Source organism: Streptomyces sp. NPDC048278 (genome assembly GCF_040652195.1).
Lineage (GTDB): Bacteria > Actinomycetota > Actinomycetes > Streptomycetales > Streptomycetaceae > Streptomyces.
Genome location: NZ_JBEZLP010000007.1, coordinates 304789 through 331675, shown reverse-complemented (window position 1 = coordinate 331675; position 26887 = coordinate 304789). Strand labels below are relative to the sequence as shown.

The following is a 26887-nucleotide window of genomic DNA, read 5'->3' as shown; positions in this document are numbered from 1 at the left end:
TGGTTCACCTACGGAGGAGGAACGCGGGATGACAACACCCGGCACGGTCGCGCTCGTCACGGGAGCCGGCAGCGGGATGGGCTTGGAGACCGCGCGGCTCCTCGCCCGCGACGGTGTGGCCGTCGCGCTGGTCGGCCGCAGGCAGGAAGCACTCGCCGCCGCCGCCGACAAGATCCGCGCCGAGGGCGGCGTAGCCCTCGCGCTCGCCGCGGACATCACCAGCGCGGACGACGTGGCACGCGCCCTCGACCGGGTGCGGGCCGAACTCGGCCCGGTCGACGTCCTGGTCAACAACGCCGGCAGCGCCTCCTCGGTGCTCAACCCGCAGTGGCTGCCGCACGAGGAGTGGCGCCAGGTACTCGACGTCAACCTCACCGCGGTCTTCCGGCTCACCCAGGCGGTCCTGCCCGACATGCTCGACCGCGGCACCGGGACGATCGTCACCGTCTCCTCCCTCGCCGCGGTCAACCCCAACCTGCTCGGCGGCGCCGCCTACGGCGCGGCCAAGGCCGGGGTCCGCAACTTCATGACCTTCCTGCACAACACCTTCCGCAACCAGGGCCTGCGGGCGATCACCGTACTGCCCGGCGAGACCGACACCCCCATCCTCGACAACCGCGCCCGGCCGCCGGCCGCCGAAGAACGCAGCGACATGGTGCGCCCCGAGGACGTGGCCGAGGCCATCCGGCTCGCCGTCGCCCTGCCCCAGCGCGTCGTCCTCCAGGAGATCGTCGTCGCCCCCACCCGGCAGCGCGACGTCTCCGCCGACCTGGAGACCAGCCGCTGGGCGGGCGCACCCGCCGCCGCCACATCGCAGGCCTGACCTACTCGCAAACAGGAGGAGCGCATGCCGCCCACCATGACCACCCAGCCGCCGCTGTACGGCACGGCCGACGCCGTCGCCCGGATCGCCGCCGCCTCCCGCCGTACGCAGCAGCCGCAGTCCCGCGGCGACCTCGTCTCCCTCGCCATGGGTGAGCCCGACTTCGACACCCCGGAGAAGGTCACCGAGGCTGCCGCCGCCTCGCTGCGTTCCGGACGCACCCACTACTCCCCCCTGCTCGGCGAGGCGTCCCTGCGCGAGGCGCTCGCGGCCAGGCTCTCGGCCACCATCGGCGCACCGGCCTCCGCCGCCGACGTCCTGATCACTCAGGGCGGCACGGCCGGGCTCTCGGCCTCGATCCTCGGCATCGTCAACCCCGGCGACAAGGTGGTGATCCCCGACCCCACGTACTCGCTCTACGGCGACCTGGTCGCCATGGCGGGCGGCACCGTCGTCCCCGTCCCGCTCGCGCAAGACCTGCACTGGGACCTCGACCGGCTCGCCGACGCCCTCACAGACGCCAAGCTCTTCGTCTTCTGCAACCCCGTCAACCCGACGGGCATCGTGCACAGCCGCGCGGAACTCGAAGCGCTCGCCGAACTGCTCGACGGCACACCCACTCTCGTCATCTCCGACGAGGCGTACTCCGACCTCGACTACACCGGCCGCCCCTTCACCTCGGCGATCTCGGTCGACGGCCTGCGCGACCGCACCGTCTACTGCCAGACCTTCTCCAAGAGCTACGCGATGACCGGCTGGCGCGTCGGCTACCTCTGGGGACCGACGTCGCTCATCCAGGCCGCCGCGCGCGTCCACAACACGTTCAACGGCTCGGTGAACACCGTGGTCCAGGACGCCGCGCTCGCCGCGGTGGAACACTGCGCGGCGGACGTCGCCCGGATGCGCGCCGCGTACGAGGAACGCCGGGACATCATGCGCGACGCGCTGTCCACGATCCCCGGCCTCACTCTCAGCGCTCCGGAAGGTGCCTTCTACCAGTTCCCGCGCTACGACCTCGACCTGCCCTCGGTGGAGGTCGTGGCGGCGCTGCGCTCGCGCGGCGTCGCGGTGCGGCCGGGCAGCGAGTTCGGGGCCCGCGGGGAGAAGCACCTGCGCCTGTCGTACGCTGCCAGCCCGCAGTCCATCACCGAGGGGGTCCGCCGGCTGGCGGACGGTCTCGCGGCGCTGCGATGAGCACCGTCCCGTCCGCAACCAGGAGTCGCCCCATGCGCAGCGACACCGAGCGCAACCGCCGGCAGCTCATCAAGGCCGCCGCACTGCTGTTCGAGAACTCGCCGACGCCGGTCAGCCTCGCCGAGATCGCCAAGCACGCCGAGGTGTCCACCGCGACGGCCTACCGCCACTTCTCCTCCGTCGAGGAGATCCTGCACGCCTTCCGCGCCCAAGTCGGCTCGGACCTGCGGGACTTCAGCGCACAGCAGACGACCCGGGGGATGGCGAGGCTCGAAGCGGTGTCCCGGCACTGGGTCTCCCTCGTCCTCGAACACGGCGGCGCGATGGCCCAGATGCGCTCGCACCGCGGCTATCTGGAGCGGCTGCGCGAGGGCACCGGCTACCTCGCCCCGCAGGCCGAGGCACTCGCCGAGCCGCTGCGGCAGACCACCGAGGACCTCGGCCTCGGAGACCTCGGCGACGAGGCCCTGTATGTATGGAACGTCCTGTTCGACCCCCGGGACATCCTCGACCTCATCAAGAGCGGACGGACGGAAGAGGAGGCCGCGACCTGCCTCGTGTCGGCGCTGCGAGGTGCCCTGATCGGCTGGTCCGCAGCAGAATCCCGGAAGTGACGGAAAGTCACAAAGGTTCGAGGACGGTGGTGTTGGCCTTGCCACCGCCCTCGCACATGGACTGAAGGCCTGGCGTATGCCCTGGTTCGGACCGTCGCAGTCCGCGCCCGTCCGGCTCTGCCAGGCCAGGGACGTGAACGCCTCGTCGATCTCGAAGGCCCTGATGTCCCCGATGGCCAGGTCGGCTCGGCCGAGGGCCTTCCCGGTGGCGGCGATCAGGCCGTTGAGCATGGTGATCGGGCCGGTGCCGACGACCACACCGGTGTGGAAGCGGGCCATCGGCGTCCAGCCGTGGGCCGCGGCGACCTCGCTGGTCGTCACGAGCAGGGCCGAGGCGGCGTCGGACATCTGCGAGGCGTTGCCCTCGGTGATGACTCCGTCCTCCTTGAACGGAGTCATCAGCCGGGCCGGTTGCTCCGGGGTGCCGCTCTGGCGGACACCCTCGTCGGTGTCGAAGACGCGCGTGCCGCCATCCGCCCCGGCGACCGTGAGGGGCACGATCTGGCCCTTGAATCGGTCCCCTCCGATCGCGCAGGCGGCCTGGGCTTGCGAGTCACGGGCGTGCTCGTCAGCGTCAGGCGGCCTGGCCGGTGGGCATGACCGTGACGTGCGAGAGGTTGACCCGTGCGGGGAGGCCGGCGAGGAAGCCGACCGTCTGCGCGATGTCCTGGGGCTCCAGACACGGCACGACGGCTTTGAAGCCCTCCGGGAACGCCGGGCCGCCGCTGCCCGCGACATGGTCCTTCAGCTCGGTGTCGACCAGGCCCGGCTCGATCACGGAGACCCTGACCTTCTGCGTGCCGAGCTCGGCACGCAGGTTGTGGGAGAGGTGCGTGACGTAGGCCTTGGTCGCGGCGTAGACCGAGAAGGCCGGCAGGATGGAGTGGGCGCCCACCGACGAGGTGTTGACCAGGTCGGCCACCCCACGCTCGGCGGCGGCCCTCACCAGCTGGGGCGTGAACGCGGCGATGACGTTGGTCAGACCCGTGATGTTGAGGTCGATCTCGCTGCGCCACGAGCCCCCGGAGAGCGCCTCGGCCGGGTTGAAGAGCATGACACCCGCGTTGTTGAAGAGCAGGTCGGCACCGCCCAGCTCGGCCGCGACCCGGTCGGCAGCCGCCTGCACCGCCACCGCGTCGGTCACGTCGACCGCCAGCGCCAGGGCCTGACCGCCGTTCTTCTCGATCCGGGCGGCCAGGTCCGTCAGCCGGTCCGCCCGCCGGGCCAGGACCACGACCCGAGCACCCAGCTCGGCCAGGTGCTCGGCCGACGCCGCGCCCATGCCACTGGAGGCGCCGGTGACGACCGCGACACGGCCGGTCAGGGGGAGGGAACTGGTCTGCGTGGTCATGATGAACGCCTTCCGGGAGATGACTGGTCGGATGAACCGGTGGTTACGACCGGTCACCGTCTGTCCTCCACCAGAAAATCAGTCGGCAGGGCGCCTTGGACCGCCGAAACATGCCCTGCCCAGGCTGGTACCCACAGGGCCACCCAGCGCCCGGCGGCACGCGGCCGCCCACGAGAGACTGGAAGACATGGACCGAAGCAGCGAGATCGCCACCTTCCTGCGCTCACGACGGGCCGGTCTCACCCCAGACCGGGCCGGACTGCCCGCCGACGGGCGGGTGCGCCGCGTGCCCGGGCTGCGCCGCGACGAGGTGGCCCGGCTGGCCGGGGTCAGTACCGAGTACTACACCCGACTCGAGCAGGGCCGCGCCGGCTCGCCGTCGCCCGAGGTCGTCGAGGCTCTCACCCGGGCGCTCCATCTGGACGCCTCCGAGCACGAGCATCTCACCAACCTGCTGGCCCGACCCGCCACCGCACGCCGCACCCCGGCCAGCCCGCAGCGGGTCAGACCGGGCCTGTACCTGATGCTGGACACCCTGGAGCACGTGCCCGCCTTCATCCTGGGCCGCCGCGCCGACGTACTGGCTTCCAACCGCCTCGCCCGCGAGGTGCTGACCGACTTCGACGCCCTGCCCGCGACCCGACGCAACCTCGCCCGCTACTACCTGCTCGACCCCGAGGCCCGCGAACGCGTCGCCCACTGGGAACTGGTCGCCGCCGAGACGGTCGCCATCCTCCGGCTGGAGGCCGGACGCCACCCGCACGACCGGCGGCTCGCCGACCTCGTCGGTGAACTCATGCTCAAATCACCCGAGTTCACCGCCTGGTGGAACGACCACCGGGTACTGAACCGCACCCACGGCACCAAGTCCTACCACCACCCGCTCGTCGGCGACCTCCACTTCACCTACGAGTCCTTCCAGCCCCTGGGCGACCCCGACCAGACCCTGTGCGTCTACAACGCCGAACCGGGCTCCCCCACCGCCGAGGCCCTCCGGCTCCTGAGCAGCTGGACAGCACCACAGTCACTGACGCAGCCCCCGCCCGAGCCACTCGCCTGACACTGGGGCCGTGCATCGGCCGCAGTGGCCGGTCGACGTCCGCCGGTCCGCCCGTACCGCGTCCTCTCCGGCCGGTGCACCGGGCGTGCGCTCAGCGGGCATCAGGATGAGACCGGGCGGCGCGGCTTGCCTGCCCCACGACGGGGCACTCGTCGCGGGCATCGGCAAGCCGGCACTGTGTCGAGGTGGCGGAAGCGTGGAGCCGTGTCGCGAGCCTGACCACCGGCCAGGATCTGCCGGAACGCGAGCTGCAGACGTCCGGTCCGGTGCCGCAGCAGTACAGCCTGGCGTAGTCCTACCCCAGCTTTCACACCGAGCGGGCCGGCCTGTGGTCAGTGTCGACGAGTACCGGTGACATGACCTTCGCGGTGCCGCGGATCGTCTCCTACCTGTCGCAGGTCCTGCCGCTGCTGCCGGGCGACCTCGTGTTCACCGGCATGCCGTCCTGCACGGGCTGGGGACGCCGTCCCCGGCGGCACCTCCGCCCGACCGACGAACTGGTCGGCCGAGCCGAGGGAATCGTTGAGATGCGCCATCGGTTCAGCGCCTCGGGATGGCGGGATCACCGAGCGGGCGACGCGGGCAGCCGACGGACGACGTAAGCGGAGTCTGCTCGCCACTTCTCCACGTATGATCGGCGTATGGCTGAATCGGGACCGGACAAGCACCTGCGGGCCGACGCCGAACGGAACCGTCAGCGCATCATCGACGCCGCTCGCGAGATCTTCGCCGAGCGCGGTCTGGGCGTCTCCATGCGCTACATCGCCCAGTGCGCCGAGGTCGGCGAGCCGACCCTGCGCCGACGGTTCCCCACCAAGGCGGATCTGGTGGCCGAGGTGTTCAAGGACAAGGCCACGGCCCATGCCGACGCCGCGGCCGGTGCGCTTGCGGACCCGGACCCCTGGCGCGGGTTCACCACCCTCATCGACCGGCTCGTCGGCATGCAGCTCGGGGACCGCGGATTCACCGAGGTCCTGACGATGACCTTCCCGAAGACCATCAGGCTCGAAGCGGAACGCCGCCGCGCCTACGAGAACATCAGCATGCTGATCGCCCGCGCCAAGGCCGCTGGCGCCCTGCGGGAGGACTTCACGCCCGAGGACATCATCCTGCTGCTCATCGCCCACGCGGGCATCGTGGCCGGGGCGGGCGACATCTCCGGCAAGCTCTCCCCGAGGCTCATCGCCTACCTGACGCAGGCGTTCGCCGCTCCGGGGACCGGCCCGCTGCCGGCTCCGCCGACCATGGTCGAGACGTATCGGGCCCTGCTCCGGATGCACTCGGACGACCGGACCTCCACCTCCTGAATCACGCCGGTTCATCCCACCCCCGTTAAGTGACGCATGTGCAACACTTACCGGTAGGGTTCCCGTACGCACACAGAAGCGAGCATCAGGCGCGCCCAAACTGTAACGTTTTCGCGAGCCAGGTCACCGGGGGATGCAGTCGTCCCGCTACGGAGTCCCGGTAAGTGGAATACTTGCGTCACATGTGTCGTCGGCGCGGACGAATACTCACGTACGGACAGGAGGTGCACGATGGAGATAGGCGCCTTCACCTTCGCCGACGTGGCGGTCAGCGAGGGGATCGAGCCCGCCAGGCGCATCCCGGAACTACTGGAAGAGATCGCGCTCGCCGACGAGGTCGGACTGGACGTGTTCGGCCTCGGTGAGCATCACCGCCCCGGGTTCGGCGCACCCGCACCGGCGGTCCTCCTCGCGGCCGCCGCGGCCCGAACCTCACGGATCAGGCTCACCAGCGCGGTGACGGTACTGGGCTCGGACGATCCGGTCCGGGTGTTCGAGCAGTTCACCGCCGTCGACCTGGTGTCCGGGGGGCGTGCCGAGATCATGGTCGGCCGGGGCGCGCTGACCGACTCGTTCCGTCTGTTCGGGCACGACCTGGGCGACTACGACGCTCTGTTCGACGAGAAGCTGCGCCTGCTGCTGGCCCTGCGTGAGCCCGAGCCGGTCACCTGGTCGGGACGGTTCAGGGCTCCGCTGGTCAACGAGCTCATCCTGCCGCGGCCGGTGCAGGCCCGGCTTCCGGTGTGGGTCGGAGTAGGCGGCAGTCCCGACTCCGTGGTGCGCGCCGCGTCCCTCGGTCTGCCCCTGGCCGTCGGCACGGTCGGCGGCACGGCCGCTCAGTTCGCGCCCATGGCGGAGCTGTACCGCGAGGCGCTGGAACACTACGGTCGGCCGGCCCTGCCGATCGCCCTCACCCTTCACGGCTTCGTCGCCGATACCTCCCAGAAAGCGGCCGAACTCTACTTCCCTGCCGACGCCGCGCTGTTCAACATGGTCGGCGCCGAGCGGGGGCTTTCTCCGGTGACGGCGGCATCCATGGCGGCGAAGAACGGCCCCGGAAGCACGTACGCGGTGGGTTCGCCCGAGCAGGTCGTGGAGAAACTGCTCCACCAGCACGAGGTGCTGGGGCACCGGCGCACCATGCTCCAGCTCGCCGTCGGCCCGCTGGCCCACCGGGACATCATGCGCGCCATCGAGCTGCTGGGAACCGAGGTCGCGCCGGTCGTGCGCGCCGAGGTAGCACGGCGTACCAAAACCGCGGACACCAAGACCGCCGAGAACGTCCGGGTATCGCGATGAACGTGGACAGGACCACCGACGTGCGGTCGATCGGAGTCATCGGTGCCGAAGGCCCGTCGTACATGTCCGCGCCCGATGGAAACCAGCAGAAAGGCGCATCCGCGATGACAGCGACCCCGAACAGTACCGAGACGGTTCCGGACCCGGCCGGCACAGCCAAGCCGGACTCGGACGACGCAGGACAGGCCGCCGTGACCGAGGCGCCCGCGGCGTTCGTGATGCTCGCTCCCGCCGACTCGGTGGGCGTGTGCGCGATGAACGGAGAGTGCTCCTGATGAACGCCCCTGAGCATGCGGAGGGCCGCCTCCTCATCGATGTGTGGAGCGACATCATGTGTCCGTTCTGCTACATCGGCGACACCCTGCTCGCGCAGGCCCTGGAGAAGTTCACCCACGGCTCGGACGTCGAGATCCGCTACCACAGCTTCCAGTTGATGCCGCATCTCCCCACCGATCACGCGGCCGACCTCGCCGACCTGCTGGAAAAGGAGCGCGGCTTCCCCCGGGCCCAGGCCGAGGCGATGAACGCCCAGGTCACGGCCCGTGCCGCCCAGATCGGGCTGGACTTCCGCCTGGAGTCCGCGGTCGCGACCAACACCCGCACCGCCCACCGGCTGATCCACTGGGCCAAGAGCCAGGGCCGCCAGCACGACATGGTGCAGCGACTGTTCCGGGCCTACTTCACCGACGGGGCCGACATCGGTGACCACGACGTGCTGGCCGGGCTGGCCGTGGAGATCGGACTCGACGGTGCCGCGGCCCGCAAGGCGCTCGACGACGGCGCGTTCGACGCCGATTTCGAGGCCGATGTACGGCAGGCCCGGCACCTCGGCATCAGCGGCGTGCCGTTCTTCGTCTTCGCCGAGAAGTACGCGGTCTCCGGCGCCCAGCCGGTCGACACCTTCCTCCAGGCGCTCGACGCCGCGTGGAAGGACCGGTCCACCAGGACCGCGTGAGGAACTCCGGCACACACCGACGACGCATCACGCATCCGTCCGACGACGGTCTCCCGGAGAGGCCGCCCCCTCATTCAGCCTCAAGCTGGGGCGCCCCTCTCGCAGACAGGAAAAGTCATGCGCGCACTGCACGTCCCGGCCGCCGGTGAACAGCCCGTCCTCGCCGAGCTGCCCGTCCCTGCGGTTCCCGACGGCCATGTGCTGATCAAGGTCAAGGCCGCCGCTCTCAACGCCATCGACAACGTCCTCGCCGCGGGCTTCATGGCCGAGATGATGCCGCACGAGTACCCGCTCGTCCTCGGCCGCGACGCCGCCGGGGTCGTCGAGCAGACCGGTGCCGGCGTCAGCCATGTCGCGCCCGGCGACGAGGTGATCGGCCACATCCCGCTCGTCCCGCCCATCCAGACCGGTGTCCTCGCCGAGTACGCGGTGCTGCCCGGCACCAACGTGTCCGCCAAACCCGCGAACCTCGACTTCGTCACCGCCGCCGCGCTCCCGCTGGCCGGCGCCGCCGCCCTCGCCGCGGTCGACGCCGTCGCCCCCGAGCCCGGTCAGGTCGTACTGGTCAACGGCGCCACGGGCGGCGTCGGCTCCTACGCGGTCCAGCTCCTGACCGCCCGCGGAGCGACCGTCGTCGCCACCGGCCTCGCCGCCGACACCGACCGGCTCACCAGATTGGGGGCCGCCGTCGTGGTCGACTTCACCGCCGGTTCCGTCGCCGACCAGGTGAAGGCCCACCACCCCGAGGGCGTCGACGCGCTGGTCAACCTGGTGGGGAACAGCATCGACGAGGTTCCCCTCGCCGCCGTCCGCGCGAACGGGAAGGTCGGCAGCACCACCCTGCACCCCGACGCGGACGCGCTCGCCGCCGCAGGCCTCACCGGCACGACCGTCTTCGCGACACCCAGCGCCGACACGATCGCCCCGCTCGCCGAGCAGGCGGCCGCCGGCACCCTGATCGTCGAGGTCGGAACCGTCCTGCCCCTCGACCGGGCCACCGACGGACTCGCCACCATCGCCGCCGGGAAGGCCAGCGGCAAGATCGTCGTCACGATCGGCGAGTAACCGCCCCGGAGAGCAGACGTCGGCCCTGCTCGCGGACACGACTGCGGCCCGGATCGAACACGCCCCCTGCTCGGGCCTGTTCGATCCGGACCGCACCCCGCTCCGCTGCGGGGTCCGCTCACTCCGCCCCGGCCTCGCCGATCCACAGTCTCTCGGCCCAGCAGGAAAGGTATGGCAAGGTCATCCACGAGGGCCTCCCCACCCGCTTCGGCGACGAGGAGTTCACAAGGTCCTGGAGAAGGTCTCGGGCACCTGGACGGCGCCGTCCAGGCCGGCGTCCAGCAGAGGGGCCGATGACACGAGGCGTCCGCTGGTCGACGGCGATCGTCAGGCCGTCCTGCCTCATGATCTCCAGGTACTTCGAGCAGGTGACCCGCATGCCGTGGCTGCGGATATTCGTCTCGGCGACATCGCAGAGCGGGCGGTCTGGGATCCGTGCCCGGTGCGGATGCCCGGGAACGGATCCGAGCCAGGCCACGTGAACTGACCAGGAGCGGTAGCTCGTGACGACCGGATCGAGGTGTCCCTCGCCCAGGCTGCCTGCGGTCTTCGTGTCAACTGGCGCGGCCAAGAGCCCGTTCAGGCTCTGGAAGCACTGCACAAAACGCACTGGCTGATCACAGCGATCACGAGCGCGGGATCATCTTCGGTGACCGAGCAGTCCTCGGCGAACGTCGAACTGGCCAAGCTCAACGAGAGGTTCGCGGCCCGGTACTGACCGTACTCAAAGGGCTGGGGTGGTCAAACCCGGAGCGCCTCGGCCTGAAGGCTCATCGTGGGTTCATCGCGAGCACCGCGTCTCGGCGGCTCAGGGCACCCACCGGGGAGGCACCGGCTGGGTCGGCGCTGCCGGATATCCAGGTGGGCCCGTCGCCCAAGTGCGTGAGAGCCTCTTCCGCCGCCTCCGCAGGATCGGCGAGCCCGCCGAGCGGTTGATCCTCGTCGCCGAGCAGACGGTGCAGGGAAGGCGTGTCGGTGCGGCCCAGAACGAGAGCAAGGACGTCCACGCCATGCGCACGCCACTCCGCCCACAGGGATTCGGCCAGGACGAGTCCGAAGGCTTTGGTCGCGCCATAGGTGGCACGGGTGGCACCGCCGGCCCAGGCCGCCCCAGAGGTCACGAGGATCACTCCGCCGCGTCCTCGCAGGGCCATCGGTGCGCCGAAGTGGTGGACCGTCTCAAGCGCGCTCACGCAATTGCGTCGCACCAGCCGCAGGTGGTCCGCCGGTTCCCGGTCGAGGAAGTCTGCGGTGCTGTCGTCGCTTCCTGCGTTGTAGACAAGCAGGCCGATCTCCAGGTCCGCCGTGGCATCGGCCAGTTCGACCGGGGCGTCGTCCGTCGCGAGATCGAGCGGGACGGTGCGGACCTGAACGCCGTACCGCCGCCGGATGGCGTCTGCCGCGCTCTCCAGCAGGGGTACCCGCCGCGCGACCAGGACGAGATTGATGCCGCGCGCGGCCATGGCTTCGGCGAACGCGGCTCCGACTCCGTCGGATCCTCCGGCGACGATTCCCCACGGCCCGTACTTGTCGGTCATGACGTCACTGCCCTTCGTCCGCGTCCTGGGGAGCCAGGAGGTTCCGGTGTTCGGTGGCACCGTCCAGATTGGCGTTGACGCGTTCGGCGACCCGCCAGCCGTGCGTAGTGCGCGTCCAGCGCCAGGTGTTGGCCGACACGCGGACCACCCGGAAGTGGTCGGCGTCGGCGTCCCAGCGGATGTTGAGGGCGTAACCGCGGCCGACGGCTTCGTCCCCGTCGACCTGGATGTGGGGCACGGTCAGTACGTGCGCGGCGCCGTTGCGGATGAGGTGCTGGTGCCCGCCACCGTGCACCATGCCCCGGATGTCGGCGTGGCCTCGCATCGTGAAGTGGCCGACCACGTCGAAGGTGCCGTCTTCGGTCCAGAGCCGTGCGGCCGCCTCTCCCGAGCCGCTGTCGACCGCCGGCCCGTACTGGGCTACCAGCTGGGCGATCTCCGCCTGGTCCTCCAGGGCACGCACCCGTAGGTTCAACTCCTCTACCACTGAACGTAGTTCTTCGACCTCGCCCACCGGCGCAGATCCTTTCCAGGGTTCAGGGCACGACGACGATGCGTGCCGGAGCGTCCATTGCGCGTGCGGCGTCGAGCGCCTGCGGAACCTGCTCCAGACCGACCGTCCGACCCAGCAGCGGCCGGACGTCGAGCCGCCCGGTGCCGACGGCGTCGAACGCCTCGTTCCAATGGTCTGTCGTCGGCCCGCCGCCGAACTGGATGTTGATGCCCTTGCGTTTGGCTGTGAGGGTGTGCAGCACGTCGCCCTGCGGCGGCCCTCCCATCGACAGGACACGGGTGCGGCCCGGGCTCTGCTTGATGACGGAGTCGAGTACACCGGGCAGGCCGACGCACTCGAACACGACGCAACCCGAGTCACCTGCTCCGGCCGCCTCACGCCATGCCTCATACGGTGACAGCTCGGCGGGATCCACGACGACGTCGGCGCCCATGGCCAGGGCGGTCCGTCGGCGAGAGGCCACGAAATCGGCGGCTATCACCGGTCCGACGCCAAGCGACTTGAGAGCGGCGACCGTTGCCAGGCCGATGGCGCCGCAGCCGATGACGAGCGGCACCTCCGTGGAGGTGACCTGGGCGCGCGAGGCGGCCGACCAACCGACCGCCATCGCGTCGGCCACGCAGACGAGTTCACTGGGCAGGTCCGACAGCACGAGCCGGGTGAGTGCCTCGGTCAACAGGAAGTACTCGCCGAACCCGCCCGGCGCCTCCGGATTCTGCCCAATGATCTTCCGGCCGCCGGGGACGACCAGGATCGGAAGGGAGCCGACCCGTGCGCCGACGGGGATGCGCCGCGCTGTACCGGGCCCATGGCCGACGACTTCGACGCAGTACTCGTGCCTCATGACGATGCCGACGTCCTGGTCGTAGGTGGACATACCGCTGTCGTCGTCCTCCCCTGCCTCCGGGTGGTCCATGTAGTGGAGGTCGGAGGCACAGATCCCGCAGGCCAGCGAGCGGACGAGGAGCTGGCCGGGGCCCGGCACGGGGTCCGGGGCCGTCCCCACCCGCACCGTCTTGTTCCGCAGTACGGCAGCTCGCATGGGCCGCTCCTCGGCAGGGACGTCCGTGCACTCGCGTCGCGGGACGCCTGTGTTCATGGACTGTAGCCACATCTCCTGATTTATAGAATGCAGTCTCCTGAAATTTATCCTCGCCACCTGGTCCACCTGGGCGGATACGATGACGACCGTGCCAGATTCCGGACGAGGCCGCGGCCGACCGCGCGACACGACGATCGACGGGCGGGCTCTGGCCGCGACGCGCGAACTACTGGTCGAGCGTGGTTTCGAGGCGACGACGATCCAGTCCGTCGCCGAGCACGCAGGGGTACACGCCTCCGCGCTCTACCGGCGCTGGCCCTCACGGATCGAGCTCATCGCGGAGGCCACCTTTCCGGGCCTCGACGAGAACGCCGTCCGACCGACCGGCGACCTCCGCAGCGATCTGCGTCGGTTCGTGAACGCCTATCTGACCGTCTTCACCGCCCCCGCGGCCCGGGCCGCCGCGGCCGGGCTGCTGGCGCACAACCAGACCTCTCCCCGGCCACGCCCGCCCGAGCTGGATCTCAGAGTGTCCGCGCGCCCCCGGTTCCAGGCCATCCTGCGCGCGGCACCAGCGGAGAGCGTCGACTCCGCGGTGGACCCCGACGACGTCTTCGACATGCTCCTCGGCGCGATCCTGACCCGCGTCCTCCTGCCCGGTGCCACGGCACGCCGTACTCCGGTCGACCGCACCGTTGACCTGATCCTGCGGCTGCTCGCACCGAGGGACACCGCTTCGGACTGATCGTCTGGACCACGGACCCACCGATCATGCGGCTGTTCGCCTCGGACTACACCACGGCCACCGTGCGGGCTCCCGCTTCGACCAACCGCGCGCCGAGTCGGAGTACAGGCACCCCTCCCGCACATCCCGCTCCGGCCACGTCCACGCGCCCGGATTCAGAATGGCTTGAGCCGGCACTCGCACACCCATGCCGGGCATGACGGTGTCGGGCGTGCTGATGCAGGTGACGATGGCGTCGATCTCGCCCGGAGCGGTTCCCGAGCGTTTGCAGGCATCGTGGAGGGCTCTCAGGGCCAAGTGGCCGACGGTCTCTTCGGCCGCGCAGAGGCGCCGGGCCCCGATGCCGTTGTTCCCTCTCATCCACCCGTCGCTGACCTCGGTGAAGGCTTCGGGTTCGTCGTTCGTGACAACGCGGTCCGGAGGACCGTACCAAGGCCGAGAACACCTGCGTGCATTTCGAGCCTCTCAGATCGACAACTCCGACCGAGGTCGGCAGGATCCGTTGTCGTCTTGAGCCGCTCGGGTTGGCGTCGCCTCTCGGATGGACCAGTCAGGTGGCGCCCGGCCCGTCAGGCGAGCGTGTTCGCTCCTCGGTCACCGCAGACCACCGAGGTGTTCTTCCGCCGCCCGGTACCCGGCTTGGAGAGCTTCCTGGAGGATCGGGCCATCCGTCTCCAGGCGGCCGACCTGCGGCGCCGAGGCATCGGGACGGATGGACACGACCACGGGATCACTCGGCGATTCCGGGGCCGCGGCGTCGTACGCGGCAAGCAGCCGTTCGTCGTCGGCCAGTTGGGCGGGCCGGTTCAGGAACGTGGTCCGCAGCTCGGCCGGGTGGCGGCGCAGGGCGACCGCGGCGACGAGCCGGGACCCGGGTGAGGGCGTCACCCGGACCGGCCGGTCGCGGGCCGGAGGCCTGCTGCGGAGCACCAGCACATGCGTCGCGCCGTCTCGCAACGCCTGCCGGAAGGGGATCGATTCGGCCAGACCCGCGTCGTAGTAGAGTCGCCCGCCGAGCAGGACCGGGCCGCCCGCGAGCACGGGCAGCGCCGCACTCGCACGCAGCGCCAGACGAAGGGCCCTCTCGTCCGTCAACTCACCATGCAGGTCCACCGATCGACCGCTGTCGAGGGCGGTCGCCAGCGGGTGCATCTCTATGGGGGCGGCGAGCACCGAGGGGTAGTCGAGCGGGAACTGGTTCGTGTAGATCTCCTCGATCAGGGTCTCGACGTCGACGGTGGGGCGTCCGCGCAGCACGTTGCGTCTGCGGATCAGAGCCTTGGCGAATCGGGGGTCCGCCCAGCCCCGGAGACCCTGGGGACGTGAACTCAGCAGCCAGGCAGCCGAGATGGCCCCGGCCGAGGCACCGTACACTGCGTCGAAGGCGGCCAGAAGCCCCAGTTCCTGCACCGCCAGGGCCATGCCGGCCGACACCGTGCCCCGCATTCCGCCACCCTCGATGGCCAGCGCGACCTGGTATCCGTCGGTCCGGGCCCCGGGGCGGCTCCCCGCCGCCGTGCGAGCGGCGAGGAGCCCGGTCAGCCGCTGGCCGGGAGCCCTCATCCTCGGGTGCCGCCCTTGCGCGCCAGGTACTTGGCGCGCCCGCGCCGACCGATCACCTCGGCCGGTCCGAGCATCGACGGGACCAGCCAGGGGAAGGTCTCCAGGAACCGGCACAGGATCGAGTCGCTGTAAGGCAGGTAGTGCTCCAGCCGACGTCGGCGCACAGCGCGTTCGAAGACGTCGGCCACGTCGTCCGCGGTGCTCACCTTGCCGAGGAAATTGAGCAGGCTGCCGTCGTGCGTCGCCTCGTGGAACAGCATCGGGGTGTCGACCGCGCTGGGGTAGATCCCGCTCACCGCCACCCCGCTTCCACGCAGTTCACAGCTGAGGGCGGCGAGGTAGGCGCGCAGGCCGGCCTTGGCCGCCGAGTAGGCCGCCGAGCCGGGCAGAGCGATGATCCCGCCCATGGAGACCGTGGCGAGTATGTGACCTCGGCCGCGCGCGGTCATGGCACGGGCCGAGGACGCCGCGAGCTCCATGACGGATCCGAGCATGACGTCCAGCTGGAGGCGGAGTTGGGCCGCCGAGCAGTCGACGACATCGCCTGGGACGATCACGCCGGCGTTGAGGAAGACCAGCTCCAGCCGCTCGGCCCACTCAGCCTCGATGCGCTCGCACAGCACGGTGACCGCCTCGCGGTCGGACAGGTCACAGGCGACGGGGACGGCGTCCGGTCCGGCGGCGAGGGCCGCCTTCTCCGCGAGCGCCTCGTCCCGTTCCACGCACAGCAGCGTGCGGCCCTGTGCCGCAAGGCGGCGGCAGACGGCTTCGCCGATCCCTCCGGCGGCGCCGGTGACGAGGGCGAGGGACGGGCGGTCAGGCATGGGTGGGCTCCTTCGGCGCGGTGGTGGAGGGCGCGTCTGCGCGCTGGGCGTCGTAGGTGTGCTCGTCGACGTCGTGCCAGCCGAACCGATCGCGGAACTTTGCGAGGTAGGCCATGTACGTGGAGCGCTCGACATAGTTGGTGTGGCGTGGGCTGTCGAGGTACTTGACCCCGCCGCGCAGGTCGGGGGTGTCGGTGCGCTTGAGTTCGGTCAGCTCGTCCTTGCGGACGCCGGTCTCCCGGGCGTTGATGTCGATCATGACGAGCTGGGCCATCTCGTCGAACCGCTTGTAGGCGGCGTCCGCGAACTCGACGAATCCGAGCACGTACAGGGAGTCCAACTCCCGCGAGAAGACGTTGAGATAGAGCTGCGGATGCCCCTGCCGCCACTCCAGCAGTCCCGGGTCGAGGAACGGCATGCGGTACTCGTAGCCTGTCGCGAGGACGATCTCGTCGACCTCGATCTCGCTGCCGTCGGTGAACAGCACGCCGTTCGCGGTGACTCGGGCGATGTCAGGTCGGGCGACGAGGTCACCATGTGCCAGGTAGTGCAGCACCTGGGTGTTCATGATCGGATGGCTGCTCAGGGCATCGTGGTCCGGTGCGGGCAGTCCGAAACGGGTCAGATCGCCGACGAGTGCGTCGAGCATCGCGTTGACGTCGCTGGTGAGGACGACGCCCTTGGGCGGGTCGAGCTTCCCGGTGAGCAGGGCGTCGGTGGGCAGCCCGGCGACGTGCTTGGGCACGAACCGGTAGCCGCGCCGCACCGACAGATAGGCGGCGTCGGCATGCCGGGCGGCGTCGCAGGCGATGTCGACACCGGAGTTGCCCGCACCGACGATCAGGACCCGCTTGCCGCGGAACTCCAGACCGTCCCGGAACGTGACCGAGTGCCGGATCGTCCCCTGGAACATCTCCTGGTCGGGGAGCCGGACCTCGTTGGGGTGCCAGGTGACACCGGGGCAGCAGACGAGGCCGTCGTACTCGTGGACCGTGCCGTCCGACAGCGTGACCTTCCAGCGGTCGCCGGCGATCGGCTCGGCGGAGGACACCTCGGTGCCGAAGCGGACGTGCCGGTAGAGGTCGTACTGCCGGCCGAAGTCCCGGACGTAGTCGCGGATCTGCCGCCAACTCGGGTAGTCCGGGAGGTGCGTGGGCATGGGGGCGCCGTAGAAGCCGCTGGTGTACCTGGAGCTGATGAAGTGACAGCTGTCGTACATCGGGCTGCCCTGGTGCTCGGGGTCCCAGATCCCGCCGAAGTCCGGGTTGCGCTCGTACCAGTCGAAGGGGACGCCCTCGCGCAGCAGGTTGCGGGCCATGATCATGCCGGAGGGTCCGGCACCGACGACGCAGTAGCGGCGGGTGTACGTCGGCCGCTCGTGCGGAGCGCGCAGGTCCGGGCGGTGCCGGTTGGCGCTGCCCGCGAGCTGGGTGTAGGCGAGCGGGCGTCGGGAGCGCAGTCGTAGGGCCGCGACCACGCCCGCGACGGCCGTGACGACGATCAGGATCGGTACGACTTTGATCAGCGGGTTGTCGGTACCGGTGAGAGTCGCGTAGTTGCTGGAGGCCAGGACGAACGCGGTGCCGAGGCCCAGGGCGCCGACAACGGGGGCGATCACACCCGAGAACAGCCGGCGGTCGTCGCGACCGCGGAAGAACACCGCGACCGCCAGCGCCGTGAAGGCCTGGACGAGGACGATCGACAGCGTGCCGGTGCCGACGACCGCCGCGGCGATGGTCTCGTAGGGGTCGGCGCCGGCCAGGCCCATGACACCGACGACGCCGATCGTGACCGCGGTGACGACGGCGCTGCCGATGTACGGGCTGCGGTGCACCGGGTGGTAGCGGCCGAGCGTGCGGGGCGCGACCTGCTCCCAGCCGAGAGCGAACAGATAGCGGCTCGCGGCGTTGTGCAGCGCGATCCAGGAGGCGAGCACGCTCGTGCACAGCAACACCGCGGCTGCGTCCATCAGCGCCGTCCCGCCGTACTGCTCGGACAGCGTGAAGACGAGGTTTCCCAGGTCCTTGCCGGCCCGCTCGGGGGCCGCGATGCCGCCCGCTCCGCCGATGACCGCCCATGCGGTGAGGACGTAGAAGACGGCGATCGACGTCACCGAGATGTACAGCGCGCGGGGGATGCTGCGCGCCGGGTCCTTGGTCTCCTCGCCGTACAGCGCCGCCGATTCGAACCCCACGAAGCTGGTGAAGGCGAACATGAGGGCGATACCGAGCGACCCGCCGAACAGCTGGCCCGGCGAGAACGACTCCGCCGGGAACGCGCCTGTGCCCTTGTCACCGACGACGAGGACGTCGAGGACCAGGAGCACCGCGAACTCGAGCGCCATCAGGAAGCCGAGGAACCGTGCGGAGACATCCGCGCTGCGGTGCCCGAAGGCGGTGACGACGACCACCCCGACGGCCGTGAACACGCCCCACGGGACGTCCACGCCGGACTGGGCGAAGACCAGCGATGTGAAGTAGCCGAACACCGCACCCATTCCGACGGTGAGCGACAGATAGCCCAGTGCCGCGACGTACGCGGTGGCGACGCCGGCGGGTCTGCCGAGTCCCCGGGCGACGAAGACGTAGAAGGCACCGTCGTTGACGACGCGCTTGCTCATCGCCGAGTACCCGACGGCGAAGCACAACAGGACTCCGGCGGCCACGACGTACGCGGCGGGCAGGGAGATCCCGTTGCCGCGTACGAGTGCCAGGGGGGTGTTGCCCGCGATGGCGGCCATCGGGGCGGCGGCGGCGATCACCAGGAAGACCACTCGGCGGGTGGTCAGAACACGGCGTTCACCCTTTTCCAAGGCGCTCACGGATCCTCCTCTTTCCTGCTCTCGGAGAGGTTGGAGGGCTGTGAATGTACGCCGCTCTTGGTCGCTTGACCAGATATACTGGTCGCGTGACCAAATCGAGACACCGTGCGAGACTGGGGCCCATGAGCGCCGAACCCGCCGCCACCGCCGATCCCGTCGATCCCGCGCCGTCACCGAGCAGGCGCCGTCGCGCACAGCGCACCACGAGCGAGGAACTGGTCGCGGCGGCCATCAGGGTCATCGGCCGGGAAGGCGTGGCCGCGGCGACGACCCGCAAGATCGCGGAGGAGGCGGGCGTTCCGCAGGGCACCGTCCACTACTGGTTCGCCGACAAGAACGAACTGCTCCACGACGTGGTCCGCTCGATCGTCGAACGCCTGGAGAAGACCGTCGCCATGGGCGATCGGCCGGGCGGCGGTGCCACGGCCGAGGATCTGCGGGCGGGGCTCCGGGCCGCGTGGGCCGAGGTGACCGGCGACGCCCCGGGCACCCAGCTCGGCTACTACGAGCTCACCGCGCTCGCGCTGCGGAGCCCGTCGATGCGCGATCTGGCCCGGCATCAGTACCGCAGCTACCGCGAGTTGGCGGCACTCGCCCTGGCCCCTGCGCTCCAGGATCTCGAACCCCGACGGGCCGCTGCGCTGGCCCAGTTCGTGGCCGTCACCTTCGACGGGCTCGCCCTCGCCTGGCTGGCCGATCCCGAGGCAACGGACGCCGATCAGGTGCTCGACCTGCTCGTGGACGCGGTGCTCCGGGCACGGAACGACGCCCCCGACTGACCCTCGGGGCGGCCCCGCCGCTCGCGCTGGCCGTGATCGGAGCGAAACCTCGGGTCGATTTCTCGTGGACACTCGGCGAAGGGCTCAAAGACGCGAACATGGCGGCCGCCTCGGCGGCGTCATGCTCGGCTCAAGCGTGAGCCGAAGGTGAACCGTTCGGCCGATGCCCCGTCCTTGGCGAGAGCTTCGAGCCTGCTCACACCGTCCGACCAGAGAGGTACGGTGCCGTCCTCGATACGCCAGAGAACGTGGCCGGGCCAGGGCCCCTTCAGGAACCAGTCGTATCGGATTTTCAGAGCCTGCCCGTGGAGTCCTCTGTATACGAAGAGGCGCGCGCTCTCGATATCCTGCCACAGGCTCAGCGTGGCGATATGGAGTTGGGGGTCGTGATCCTCGAAGTCCGGAAGGTCGAGGGGCAACGCGTAGAGACCCCAGCGCCCGAAGTCCTCACCGGGCGAATATGTCGCGGGCTCCTCGGCCCCTTCGGCTCGGCCAAGAAATCCGGACGCCTGATCGCTGGCGCTGAAGACTTCGCGACCGCGCCTGGCAAAGTCGTCCAGCCTGGACGGTCCCGCTGCGGGATCGAGTAAGCCGAAGGTGTAAAGGGCGATGCTGCTCATGCCGGCCGCTTTCCGCCAAGGGCTCGGGCTGTCGGCCCGTGCCTATGTTTTCCGAACAGGAAATCCGTTCCCACCGCACTGCCCGCACGTCATATCGACCGTGGAGCAGCAACGCCCGTGGGCCGACGCGATCCGTCTCCCGGTAGCCTCGAAGCGACGGTCCGGGGGGGAATCACAGTTCGAGGCGAGGCCCGCAGGGAAGTGAAGCCGACAACACGTCAAGCCGGGCGATATTCGCTTCTGTCGTCGGCGCGGTCGGTGAGACGCCGACCATTCCGGGCGGCCACGTCCCTCGCCCAGCTGCCGGTGGAGATGATGCCCAGCGCCAGCACGGCGAGTCCACAGCCTCCGATGACGACCCAGGCGGCGTGGCTCGACTGGATGAACCCGCTGTGGGAGTTGGCAACGATCGAGCCGGCGACCGCGACTCCGATGGCGCTGCCGAACTGGCGGGCGCTGGCGGCGAGTGCGCCTGCGACGCCGACCTGGTCCAGCGGCAGTCCCGCTACGGCAGTGTGGCTGACCGGCGGACTGACCATGCCCGCGCCGAGGCCGAAGACGGCGTAGGCGACCAGCAGACAAGCGATGGCGGTATGAGCGGTCAGGGCGACGAGGAGGAAGGCGCCCGCGGCCAGGAGGGCACCGCCCAGCGCAAGGGCGAGACGGTTGCGTCGGGCCGCGACGAGTCGCCCGGAGGCAGTGGCGGCGACGGCTTGGCCTGCGGCCATCGGAATGACCATGACACCGGCGCGCAGTGGGCTGCAGCCGCGGATGTCCTGGAGGTAAAGAGTGTTGAGGAACAGGAACCCGCCCAGACCAGCGGTCATCATCAGAGAGATCAGATTCGCTCCGGAGAACGGAGGGCTGCGAAAGAACCGCAGGTCGATCAGGGGCTCAGGTCGGCGGGGCTCCACAAGGAGAATCCCGATCAGAGCCGCGCCGGCGAGCACGATCAACGCGATGATCCAGGGATCGGTCCACCCGCGGCGGGGGCCCTCGATCGTGGTGGCGATGACCGACACGAACAAGACGATGATCAGCGCCTGGCCGTACGGGTCGAAGGTACGGGCCCGGGCGGACTTGGACTCGGGGACGAACCTGCGGGCAAGAACGAAGGCGGCGACCCCGATCGGAACACTGATCCAGAACACCGACCTCCAGTTGATGTCGCTGACCAGCAGGCCACCGAGGACTGGCCCGGCTGCCATGGTGACCCCGATCACGGATCCCCACACACCGATCGCGCGTGCTCTCTCACCACGGTCGGGGAAAACGCTGACGATGATCGACATCGCGACCGGGTTGAGCATCGAGCCGCCCACCGCCTGCACGCCGACGAAGGTGATCAGCCACCCCACGCCGGGCGCCAGGCTGCACAACAGGGAGCCGAGGGCAAATATCGTCAGCCCAAGCTGAAAGATCCGCTTACGGCCGAAGCGGTCGGCCATCGAGCCCGAAAGTATCAGCAGGCAGGCCATGACCAGGGAATAGACGGAAACCGTCCACTGCAGGCTGCTGAGCGAGGCGTGCAGGTCCGCACTGATCGACGGGAGCGCCACGTTGACGATGGTCAGGTTGATGCCGGTCGCACCCACACTGAGGCAGCAGATCACCAGTACGAGCCAGCGGCGGACGGGATACGGAGGGCCGCTCATCGCCATCGCCCCGGTCGGGGCGATGGGGGTGTTTGCTGCGCTCACGGCGGATCCTTTGGTCGAGGAGCTAGAGTTCCGAGTGAAACGAAGTGGCAGTTCGGATGATACGAACACCCTCTTCGTTTACGCAACTGAGCTTCGGCCTCGCACGCAAGGATGTTCGAATGGCTGACCATGTACCCTCGCCCTCGAAGAGGGCCGACGCGGTCCGCAACCGTCAGCGGATCCTGGATGCCGCCCGCGCAGCGTTCGCCGAGGACGGGCCCGCGACGTCGATGGCCGAGATCGCCCGAAGGGCCGGGGTCAACCCCGCAACCCTCTACCGCAACTTCAAGAGCCGCCACGAACTTCTGGAAGCACTGCTCTCCGGTGAGGTCGACGAGGTCTGCGCCGCCGCTGCGACAATCGACGGCGACGACCCGGAAGAGCGCCTCGCCAACTGGCTGCGCCGGTTCTTCCAGTACGTCACCACCAAGCGGCCCGTCGTCATCGCGCTCGTTGAGCAGACCGACACCGACAACCCCGTCTTCGACACCCGGGGCCGGATGCTCTCCGCCGGCCAGCCTCTGCTCACCGCCGCCCAGGACGCACACCGGATCGGTACCGGACTCGATCTCGACCAGATCCTTGATCTGGTTGTCGCCGTGGCCAAGATCCCCGGCACTCCGCAGTACCGACAACCGATGCTCGACGCGGTGCTCGCCGGACTACGTATACGCGATGCATGATCTGCACACCGAGTCGCGGCGCCGCGCACGCAAGCGCACAGCGCCTCGACGCCATACGGCCCCGTCGACGGCCAACGCAGCCAGACCGGCATCCCCCACAGCGACGTGCGGAGCAGGGGCGTTGGGGTCGCGTCGACGGACTCGATCGCTACACAAAGGCATGCAGAATTCGGATCAGTTTTTCCCGGACAGACCCCTCGGGACGGGATGGCCATTCCTACCGACGGCAAGCAGGGGCGCGGCCCGGGCGTCCGCGGCAGCCGGCGCAGAGGCACGTCGTCGAGGTCTCAGGACGGATTCGGCAGCAGTACGACGCCGTCGTCGTCGGCGTGCAACATGTCGCCCGGATGGAAGGTCACCCCGCCGAAGGTGACCGGGACATCGACGGCCCCGGTGCCGGCCTTGCCGCTCTTGCGCGGGTTGGCGCCGAGGGCCCGTACCCCGAGGTGGATGCCGGCCAGTGCGGGGACGTCACGGACGGCGCCGTGGATGACCAGGCCCGCCCAGCCGTTGTCCCGGGCGCGGGTGGCCATGATGTCGCCGAGGAGTGCGGTGCGCAGGGAGGCAAGGCCGTCGACGACCACCACGTGCCCGTCGCCGGGCTTGCGCAGCAGCTCATGCAGCAAGGCATTGTCGTCATGGCAGGAGACCGTGCGGACGGGGCCGCAGAAGGAACGGACCGAGCCGTACGAAGTGAGCTGCGTGTCACAGACACGCAGCTCCTCCCCGTAGCGGTCTACGAGGTCGGCGGTGGGAACCGGGGTGGTGGACATCGGGCCTCCAGGGCGACGGGGCTGTGAGCGGGTGCGACACACGCCGCCCTTTTGTATCAGAAGGCAGACCAATACAATATGCCCATGACCGTAACCGATCGCCGGACAGGCGCCGTCGCCTATGTCGGCTCCCGCACCACAGCGGCGCGTGAAGGCCGGGGCAAGGGCATCGAGGTGTACGACGTGGGTCCTCGGGGCGATGTCTGGACGCTCCTCCAGACCGTCGGCCTCGACAATCCGACCTTCCTGGCGACCGACCACAGCCGGCGTTTCCTGTACGCCGCCCACGGCGACCTCGACTACGTCAGCGCCTTCCGCATCGACCCGGACAGCGGGCTGCTCAGCGCCCTCGGGCGGCAGGAGACCGGTGGCCGCAATCCCGCGCACCTGGCGGTCGACCCCACCGACCGTTTCCTGGTGGTCGCCAATCACTCCTCGGGCAGCGTCGCCTCCCTGCCGCTGCTGGCCGACGGACGGCTCGGTCCTGTCTCGGATCTCCTCGCCCTGCCCGGCGAGCCCGGCCCACACCGCACGGACCAGACCGGTTCCAAGCCACATCACGTGCCCTTCACCCCCGACGGCCGCTTCGTCGTCGTACCGGACAAGGGCCTGGACCAGGTCTTCACGCTCACTCTGGAGCCGGACTCCGGGAAGCTCGGTCACCTGCGGTCGGCCGCGGCCCGAGAGTGCGCCGGTCCCCGGCACATCGCCTTCCACCCGCGCCTTCCGTACGCCTACACCATCGACGAACTGCGCTCGACCGTCACCACGTACCGCTGGGACGCGCGGGACGGAGCGCTCGAAGCCGTCCAGACACTGTCCAGTACCGCGCCCACGACGACCGGCGACAGCCGTGGCGGGGAGATCGCGGTCAGCCCGGACGGGCGGTTCGTGTACGCGTCGAATCGCGGTGGCGCCGGGGACAGCACCCCCGGGGGTCCCGAACCCGACACCATCGGCGTGTTCGCGGTGGAGGACGGCATGCTGACGCCCGTGGGCTGGACGTCCACCGAGGGCATCCGGCCCCGCTTCTTCTGTCTCGGTCCGGACGGCAGGAAACTGTACGCCGCCAACGAGCGCAGTCACTCCATAGTCGTCTTCGACGTGGACCCGGGCACGGGCCTTCCACGCCCGAACGGCGCGGTCGTACGGACCGGCTCACCCGTGTGTGTCCTCTTCCCGTGAGGGGTTCATAGGATGAGGTGTCCTGTTCCATCACGCGCAGAGCGCAGGGGGCCATGTCACGGCTGAACCTGACCACTTCCATGGCCACGCAGCTCGTGGACCTGATGCGTCGCAGCGGTCTCGACGAAGGCGCGCACATCACCGAGCAGTGGGCGGCGGACGAGCTGGAGGTCTCCCGTACGCCGGTGCGCAAGGCGATGCTCTTCCTCGCCGAGGTGGGCATCCTGGACCGCGTGCCCAACCGCGGCTTCTTCCTGGCCCGTGACGCAGGCGCGCTCTCCCGCCCCGACCTCACCGACGGTGAGGACGTGGAGCAGGCGGCGTACTTCGAGATCGCGGACGACTATGTCGGCGGACGTTTCAGCGGCTCCTTCACCTCCGCGGACATCGCCCGCCGCTACCGTCTGACGCCGCGACAGGCCGACCGCGTGCTGTCCCGGATGGAGGCCGAGGATCTCGTACGGCGCAAAGCGGGCGGGCGCGGCTGGGAATTCCAGCACGTCATGGCAACGGTCGAGGCTCACGCGCAGAGTTACCGGTTCCGCATGATCATCGAGCCCGCCGCGCTCCTGGAACCCGGCTTCACCCCGGACCACAAGGCCTTCGCCGTGCACCGGCAGCAGCAGGAGGCCTTGCTGCACGGGAACATCCTGCTCCTGCCGCGGGCGGAGCTGTTCCAGGTCAACGCGTCGTTCCACGAGATGCTGGTGGGCTGCTCCGGCAACCAGTTCCTGCTGGATTCGGTCCGGCGGGTCAACCGGCTGCGCCGCCTGATCGAGTACCGTCACCAGCTCGACCGCTCCCGCCTGGCCAATCAGACCCGGGAGCATCTGCGGATCCTGGACCTGGTCGAGAACGGCGACCTCAAGGAGGCCTCGGCCTTTCTCCACGAACACCTGGGCAAGGTGCGGTCGGTGAAGACCGGGGCCGGCCCCGAAACCTAGTACCTGTGACAGAGCAGCCGGCCCCGCCGCCGACGCGGCGGGGCCGGCTGTCGAGATCCGGGCCGACAGCTCCGGACGACTACGGCGTGACGGACGACGGCTGCTGTGTCTCACCGGTCCGCCGTCGCCCGCTCGGAGGTTTGGTGGCGCCGTTGATCCGTATGGCGACGGTGAGCACGAAGGCCAGCGCCGTCAGACCACCGAGGAACACAAGCCCGCCCGTGGCACTTCCGGTGGAGCCCTTCACCCAGCCGATGGCATACGGGCCGAAGAAGCCGCCCAGATTGCCGATGGAGTTGACCACCGCGACGGCGACCGCTGCGGTGGAGCGGGTGAGGAACTGCGTCGGCAGCGCCCAGAACGGCGACTTGAAGCTGTACATGCCGGTCAGGGAGATGGCGATCAGGGTCATGCCGAGCACCGCGGAGTGGGCGAAGCCCGCGGCGATCAGGGCGACGGCGGCCAGCGCGAGCGGGATCGCAGAGTGCATCTTGCGCTCACCGGTACGGTCGGAGCGGCGCGACCACCACACCATGCCGACGGCGGCGACGACGTACGGGATCGCGCTGATGAAGCCGACCGCAGTGTTGCTCAGGCCGGACGAGAAGCCCTTCACGATCTGCGGCAGCCAGTAGCCGACGCCCAGGCTGCCGGCCTGGTAGACGAAGTAGACCACGGCCAGGAGCAGGACCTTCGGATCGGCCATGACCTTCAGCGTGCTCAGCTTCTTGGCGTGCGGGTTGGCCTCCTGCTCCTGCTCCAGCTCGGCGGTCAGCCACTCCCGCTGTCGCTCGGTGAGCCACTTCGCGTCGGCGGGCTTCTCGGTGAGGACGAAGTAGCAAGCGATGCCGAGCACCACGGCCGGCGCGCCTTCGAGAATGAACATCCAGCGCCAGCCGCTGAGTCCGAACCAGTGGACATGGTCCATGATCAGCGCGCTGAGCGGTGCGGCGATGACGTACGCGGCGGGGATCGCCGTGAGGAAGAGGGCCGTCGCGGTGGCGACCTCCTTCTTGCGGAACCAGTACGTCAGGTAGATGACGATGCCGGGGAAGAAGCCGGCCTCCGCGACACCCAGCAGGAAACGCAGCACGTACAGCTGCACCGGGGAGTGCACGAACGCCATGACGGTGGCGAGGAGCCCCCAGCTGACCAGGATCCGGGCGATCCAGCGGCGCGCGCCGAAGCGCGCGAGGGCCAGGTTGCTGGGCACCTCGAAGAGGAAGTAGCCCCAGAAGAACAGTCCGGCCGCGAGGCCGAAGGCCTGGCTGCTCAGGCCCAGTTCCTTGTTCATCTGCAGGGCGGCGAAGCCGATGTTCGCGCGGTCGATGTAGTTGACGACGTAGAGCACGAAGAGGAACGGGAGGATGCGCCGGGAAACGGTACGCATCGTCGCGGTGGCCTCGCTCGGATCGACGTTGATCGCCATACGGAGCTCCAGACGGCTCAGGCAAGAGCGGTTGTATCAATGAGCGGCTTGAGACAATA

The 26887-nt window shown here is 69.6% G+C and carries 26 protein-coding genes and 1 pseudogene; 15 read left to right on the top strand and 12 right to left on the bottom strand.

Annotation, left to right across the window (positions count from 1 at the left end; translation table 11 throughout):
- Positions 1-28 precede the first annotated feature (28 nt).
- The 3 genes from AB0D74_RS16080 to AB0D74_RS16070 are packed head-to-tail and all read left to right on the top strand — an operon-like array spanning position 29 to position 2631.
- Positions 29-823 carry an SDR family oxidoreductase gene (locus AB0D74_RS16080; RefSeq protein ID WP_362585935.1) on the top strand — a complete coding sequence of 265 codons (795 nt, stop codon included), beginning with the start codon at positions 29-31 and terminating at the stop codon, positions 821-823.
- Between the two features lie 24 nt (positions 824-847).
- Positions 848-2017, top strand: coding sequence for an aminotransferase class I/II-fold pyridoxal phosphate-dependent enzyme (locus AB0D74_RS16075; protein WP_362585931.1), 1170 nt, complete (start codon positions 848-850; stop codon positions 2015-2017).
- 32 nt (positions 2018-2049) lie between these two features.
- A complete protein-coding gene (locus AB0D74_RS16070) occupies positions 2050-2631 on the top strand; it encodes a helix-turn-helix domain-containing protein (protein WP_362585928.1) in 582 nt (193 codons plus the stop codon).
- Between the two features lie 369 nt (positions 2632-3000).
- Here AB0D74_RS16070 and AB0D74_RS16065 read toward each other — a convergent pair.
- Together AB0D74_RS16065 and AB0D74_RS16060 are read right to left on the bottom strand one after the other, a co-directional pair.
- Positions 3001-3159, bottom strand: a pseudogene (locus tag AB0D74_RS16065) (acetyl-CoA C-acetyltransferase); the annotation flags it as partial.
- 46 nt (positions 3160-3205) lie between these two features.
- The gene (locus AB0D74_RS16060) at positions 3206-3982 is read right to left on the bottom strand and encodes an SDR family oxidoreductase (RefSeq protein ID WP_362585925.1); all 777 of its coding nucleotides are present in this window, start codon (positions 3980-3982) and stop codon (positions 3206-3208) included.
- Positions 3983-4169: 187 nt separating this feature from the next.
- On the opposite strand from AB0D74_RS16060, the gene AB0D74_RS16055 reads away from it, so the two are divergent.
- From AB0D74_RS16055 to AB0D74_RS16025, 7 genes are all read left to right on the top strand, one after another.
- Positions 4170-5042: a helix-turn-helix transcriptional regulator gene (locus AB0D74_RS16055; RefSeq protein ID WP_362585922.1), complete on the top strand. Its 873-nt coding sequence runs from the start codon at positions 4170-4172 to the stop codon at positions 5040-5042.
- A 335-nt stretch (positions 5043-5377) separates the two neighbouring features.
- Positions 5378-5644, top strand: a complete 267-nt coding sequence (locus tag AB0D74_RS16050; RefSeq protein ID WP_362585919.1) for a fumarylacetoacetate hydrolase family protein — start codon at positions 5378-5380, stop codon at positions 5642-5644.
- Between the two features lie 39 nt (positions 5645-5683).
- On the top strand, positions 5684-6349 hold the full coding sequence (locus AB0D74_RS16045; protein WP_362585916.1) for a helix-turn-helix domain-containing protein: 666 nt from the start codon (positions 5684-5686) through the stop codon (positions 6347-6349).
- 231 nt (positions 6350-6580) lie between these two features.
- Entirely contained in the window at positions 6581-7648 is a 1068-nt protein-coding gene (locus AB0D74_RS16040) for an LLM class flavin-dependent oxidoreductase (protein ID WP_362585913.1), read from the top strand.
- Between the two features lie 104 nt (positions 7649-7752).
- Positions 7753-7923: a hypothetical protein gene (locus AB0D74_RS16035; RefSeq protein WP_362585910.1), complete on the top strand. Its 171-nt coding sequence runs from the start codon at positions 7753-7755 to the stop codon at positions 7921-7923.
- A complete protein-coding gene (locus tag AB0D74_RS16030) occupies positions 7923-8603 on the top strand; it encodes a DsbA family oxidoreductase (RefSeq protein ID WP_362585907.1) in 681 nt (226 codons plus the stop codon). The genes AB0D74_RS16035 and AB0D74_RS16030 overlap by 1 nt, the downstream gene beginning before the upstream one ends.
- Before the next feature lie 117 nt (positions 8604-8720).
- Positions 8721-9668 (top strand): NADP-dependent oxidoreductase, encoded by a 948-nt coding sequence (locus tag AB0D74_RS16025; RefSeq protein WP_362585904.1) that lies wholly within the window; start codon positions 8721-8723, stop codon positions 9666-9668.
- 770 nt (positions 9669-10438) lie between these two features.
- Here AB0D74_RS16025 and AB0D74_RS16020 read toward each other — a convergent pair.
- The 3 genes from AB0D74_RS16020 to AB0D74_RS16010 form a co-directional block, all read right to left on the bottom strand.
- Positions 10439-11206: an SDR family NAD(P)-dependent oxidoreductase gene (locus tag AB0D74_RS16020; RefSeq protein ID WP_362585901.1), complete on the bottom strand. Its 768-nt coding sequence runs from the start codon at positions 11204-11206 to the stop codon at positions 10439-10441.
- Between the two features lie 4 nt (positions 11207-11210).
- Entirely contained in the window at positions 11211-11669 is a 459-nt protein-coding gene (locus tag AB0D74_RS16015) for a nuclear transport factor 2 family protein (protein ID WP_362585898.1), read from the bottom strand.
- 73 nt (positions 11670-11742) lie between these two features.
- Positions 11743-12762, bottom strand: coding sequence for a zinc-binding dehydrogenase (locus AB0D74_RS16010; protein WP_362585895.1), 1020 nt, complete (start codon positions 12760-12762; stop codon positions 11743-11745).
- A 148-nt stretch (positions 12763-12910) separates the two neighbouring features.
- Between AB0D74_RS16010 and AB0D74_RS16005 the strand changes: the two genes are divergently transcribed.
- A complete protein-coding gene (locus AB0D74_RS16005) occupies positions 12911-13507 on the top strand; it encodes a TetR/AcrR family transcriptional regulator (protein WP_362585892.1) in 597 nt (198 codons plus the stop codon).
- 594 nt (positions 13508-14101) lie between these two features.
- Here the strand turns inward: AB0D74_RS16005 and AB0D74_RS16000 are convergent.
- From AB0D74_RS16000 to AB0D74_RS15990, 3 genes are read right to left on the bottom strand one after another with little or no spacing between them, the layout of a single operon-like run.
- Entirely contained in the window at positions 14102-15070 is a 969-nt protein-coding gene (locus AB0D74_RS16000) for a patatin-like phospholipase family protein (RefSeq protein ID WP_362585889.1), read from the bottom strand.
- The gene (locus tag AB0D74_RS15995; protein WP_362585887.1) at positions 15067-15894 is read right to left on the bottom strand and encodes an SDR family oxidoreductase; all 828 of its coding nucleotides are present in this window, start codon (positions 15892-15894) and stop codon (positions 15067-15069) included. The genes AB0D74_RS16000 and AB0D74_RS15995 overlap by 4 nt, the downstream gene beginning before the upstream one ends.
- Positions 15887-18715: an amino acid permease gene (locus tag AB0D74_RS15990; protein WP_362585884.1), complete on the bottom strand. Its 2829-nt coding sequence runs from the start codon at positions 18713-18715 to the stop codon at positions 15887-15889. The genes AB0D74_RS15995 and AB0D74_RS15990 overlap by 8 nt, the downstream gene beginning before the upstream one ends.
- Positions 18716-18837: 122 nt before the next feature.
- Here AB0D74_RS15990 and AB0D74_RS15985 point away from each other — a divergent pair, with 122 nt between their 5' ends.
- Positions 18838-19494, top strand: a complete 657-nt coding sequence (locus AB0D74_RS15985) for a TetR/AcrR family transcriptional regulator (RefSeq protein WP_362585881.1) — start codon at positions 18838-18840, stop codon at positions 19492-19494.
- A 119-nt stretch (positions 19495-19613) separates the two neighbouring features.
- Here the strand turns inward: AB0D74_RS15985 and AB0D74_RS15980 are convergent, their stop codons facing one another.
- Positions 19614-20114: a DUF3291 domain-containing protein gene (locus AB0D74_RS15980; RefSeq protein ID WP_362585878.1), complete on the bottom strand. Its 501-nt coding sequence runs from the start codon at positions 20112-20114 to the stop codon at positions 19614-19616.
- Between the two features lie 218 nt (positions 20115-20332).
- Positions 20333-21814 carry an MFS transporter gene (locus tag AB0D74_RS15975; RefSeq protein WP_362585875.1) on the bottom strand — a complete coding sequence of 494 codons (1482 nt, stop codon included), beginning with the start codon at positions 21812-21814 and terminating at the stop codon, positions 20333-20335.
- Positions 21815-21933: 119 nt separating this feature from the next.
- Between AB0D74_RS15975 and AB0D74_RS15970 the strand changes: the two genes are divergently transcribed.
- Positions 21934-22497: a helix-turn-helix domain-containing protein gene (locus AB0D74_RS15970; RefSeq protein WP_362585873.1), complete on the top strand. Its 564-nt coding sequence runs from the start codon at positions 21934-21936 to the stop codon at positions 22495-22497.
- 287 nt (positions 22498-22784) lie between these two features.
- On the opposite strand, the gene rraA is transcribed toward AB0D74_RS15970, so the two are convergent.
- Complete coding sequence (gene rraA, locus AB0D74_RS15965; protein ID WP_362585870.1) at positions 22785-23270, bottom strand: ribonuclease E activity regulator RraA; 486 nt, start codon at positions 23268-23270, stop codon at positions 22785-22787.
- Between the two features lie 84 nt (positions 23271-23354).
- On the opposite strand from rraA, the gene AB0D74_RS15960 reads away from it, so the two are divergent.
- Both AB0D74_RS15960 and AB0D74_RS15955 read left to right on the top strand, forming a co-directional pair.
- Entirely contained in the window at positions 23355-24455 is a 1101-nt protein-coding gene (locus AB0D74_RS15960) for a lactonase family protein (protein ID WP_362585867.1), read from the top strand.
- A gap of 80 nt (positions 24456-24535) precedes the next feature.
- The gene (locus AB0D74_RS15955; protein ID WP_362585864.1) at positions 24536-25399 is read left to right on the top strand and encodes an FCD domain-containing protein; all 864 of its coding nucleotides are present in this window, start codon (positions 24536-24538) and stop codon (positions 25397-25399) included.
- A gap of 79 nt (positions 25400-25478) precedes the next feature.
- Here AB0D74_RS15955 and AB0D74_RS15950 read toward each other — a convergent pair whose 3' ends face one another.
- Positions 25479-26828 carry an MFS transporter gene (locus tag AB0D74_RS15950; protein WP_362585861.1) on the bottom strand — a complete coding sequence of 450 codons (1350 nt, stop codon included), beginning with the start codon at positions 26826-26828 and terminating at the stop codon, positions 25479-25481.
- Between the last annotated feature and the right edge of the window lie 59 nt (positions 26829-26887).

What these genes read in the sequence shown, in the direction of transcription:
- AB0D74_RS15985 (WP_362585881.1), top strand. Translation starts at nt 18,838, where the DNA reads ATGAGCGCCGAACCCGCCGCCACCGCCGATCCCGTCGATCCCGCGCCG.
- AB0D74_RS15995 (WP_362585887.1), bottom strand. Translation starts at nt 15,894, where the DNA reads ATGCCTGACCGCCCGTCCCTCGCCCTCGTCACCGGCGCCGCCGGAGGG.
- AB0D74_RS16035 (WP_362585910.1), top strand. Translation starts at nt 7,753, where the DNA reads ATGACAGCGACCCCGAACAGTACCGAGACGGTTCCGGACCCGGCCGGC.
- AB0D74_RS16030 (WP_362585907.1), top strand. Translation starts at nt 7,923, where the DNA reads ATGAACGCCCCTGAGCATGCGGAGGGCCGCCTCCTCATCGATGTGTGG.
- AB0D74_RS15950 (WP_362585861.1), bottom strand. Translation starts at nt 26,828, where the DNA reads ATGGCGATCAACGTCGATCCGAGCGAGGCCACCGCGACGATGCGTACC.
- AB0D74_RS15970 (WP_362585873.1), top strand. Translation starts at nt 21,934, where the DNA reads ATGGCTGACCATGTACCCTCGCCCTCGAAGAGGGCCGACGCGGTCCGC.
- AB0D74_RS16080 (WP_362585935.1), top strand. Translation starts at nt 29, where the DNA reads ATGACAACACCCGGCACGGTCGCGCTCGTCACGGGAGCCGGCAGCGGG.
- AB0D74_RS15960 (WP_362585867.1), top strand. Translation starts at nt 23,355, where the DNA reads ATGACCGTAACCGATCGCCGGACAGGCGCCGTCGCCTATGTCGGCTCC.
- AB0D74_RS15980 (WP_362585878.1), bottom strand. Translation starts at nt 20,114, where the DNA reads ATGAGCAGCATCGCCCTTTACACCTTCGGCTTACTCGATCCCGCAGCG.
- AB0D74_RS16020 (WP_362585901.1), bottom strand. Translation starts at nt 11,206, where the DNA reads ATGACCGACAAGTACGGGCCGTGGGGAATCGTCGCCGGAGGATCCGAC.
- AB0D74_RS16000 (WP_362585889.1), bottom strand. Translation starts at nt 15,070, where the DNA reads ATGAGGGCTCCCGGCCAGCGGCTGACCGGGCTCCTCGCCGCTCGCACG.
- AB0D74_RS16010 (WP_362585895.1), bottom strand. Translation starts at nt 12,762, where the DNA reads ATGCGAGCTGCCGTACTGCGGAACAAGACGGTGCGGGTGGGGACGGCC.
- AB0D74_RS16070 (WP_362585928.1), top strand. Translation starts at nt 2,050, where the DNA reads ATGCGCAGCGACACCGAGCGCAACCGCCGGCAGCTCATCAAGGCCGCC.
- AB0D74_RS16025 (WP_362585904.1), top strand. Translation starts at nt 8,721, where the DNA reads ATGCGCGCACTGCACGTCCCGGCCGCCGGTGAACAGCCCGTCCTCGCC.
- AB0D74_RS15955 (WP_362585864.1), top strand. Translation starts at nt 24,536, where the DNA reads ATGGCCACGCAGCTCGTGGACCTGATGCGTCGCAGCGGTCTCGACGAA.
- AB0D74_RS16075 (WP_362585931.1), top strand. Translation starts at nt 848, where the DNA reads ATGCCGCCCACCATGACCACCCAGCCGCCGCTGTACGGCACGGCCGAC.
- AB0D74_RS16045 (WP_362585916.1), top strand. Translation starts at nt 5,684, where the DNA reads ATGGCTGAATCGGGACCGGACAAGCACCTGCGGGCCGACGCCGAACGG.
- AB0D74_RS16040 (WP_362585913.1), top strand. Translation starts at nt 6,581, where the DNA reads ATGGAGATAGGCGCCTTCACCTTCGCCGACGTGGCGGTCAGCGAGGGG.
- AB0D74_RS16060 (WP_362585925.1), bottom strand. Translation starts at nt 3,982, where the DNA reads ATGACCACGCAGACCAGTTCCCTCCCCCTGACCGGCCGTGTCGCGGTC.
- AB0D74_RS16055 (WP_362585922.1), top strand. Translation starts at nt 4,170, where the DNA reads ATGGACCGAAGCAGCGAGATCGCCACCTTCCTGCGCTCACGACGGGCC.
- rraA (WP_362585870.1), bottom strand. Translation starts at nt 23,270, where the DNA reads ATGTCCACCACCCCGGTTCCCACCGCCGACCTCGTAGACCGCTACGGG.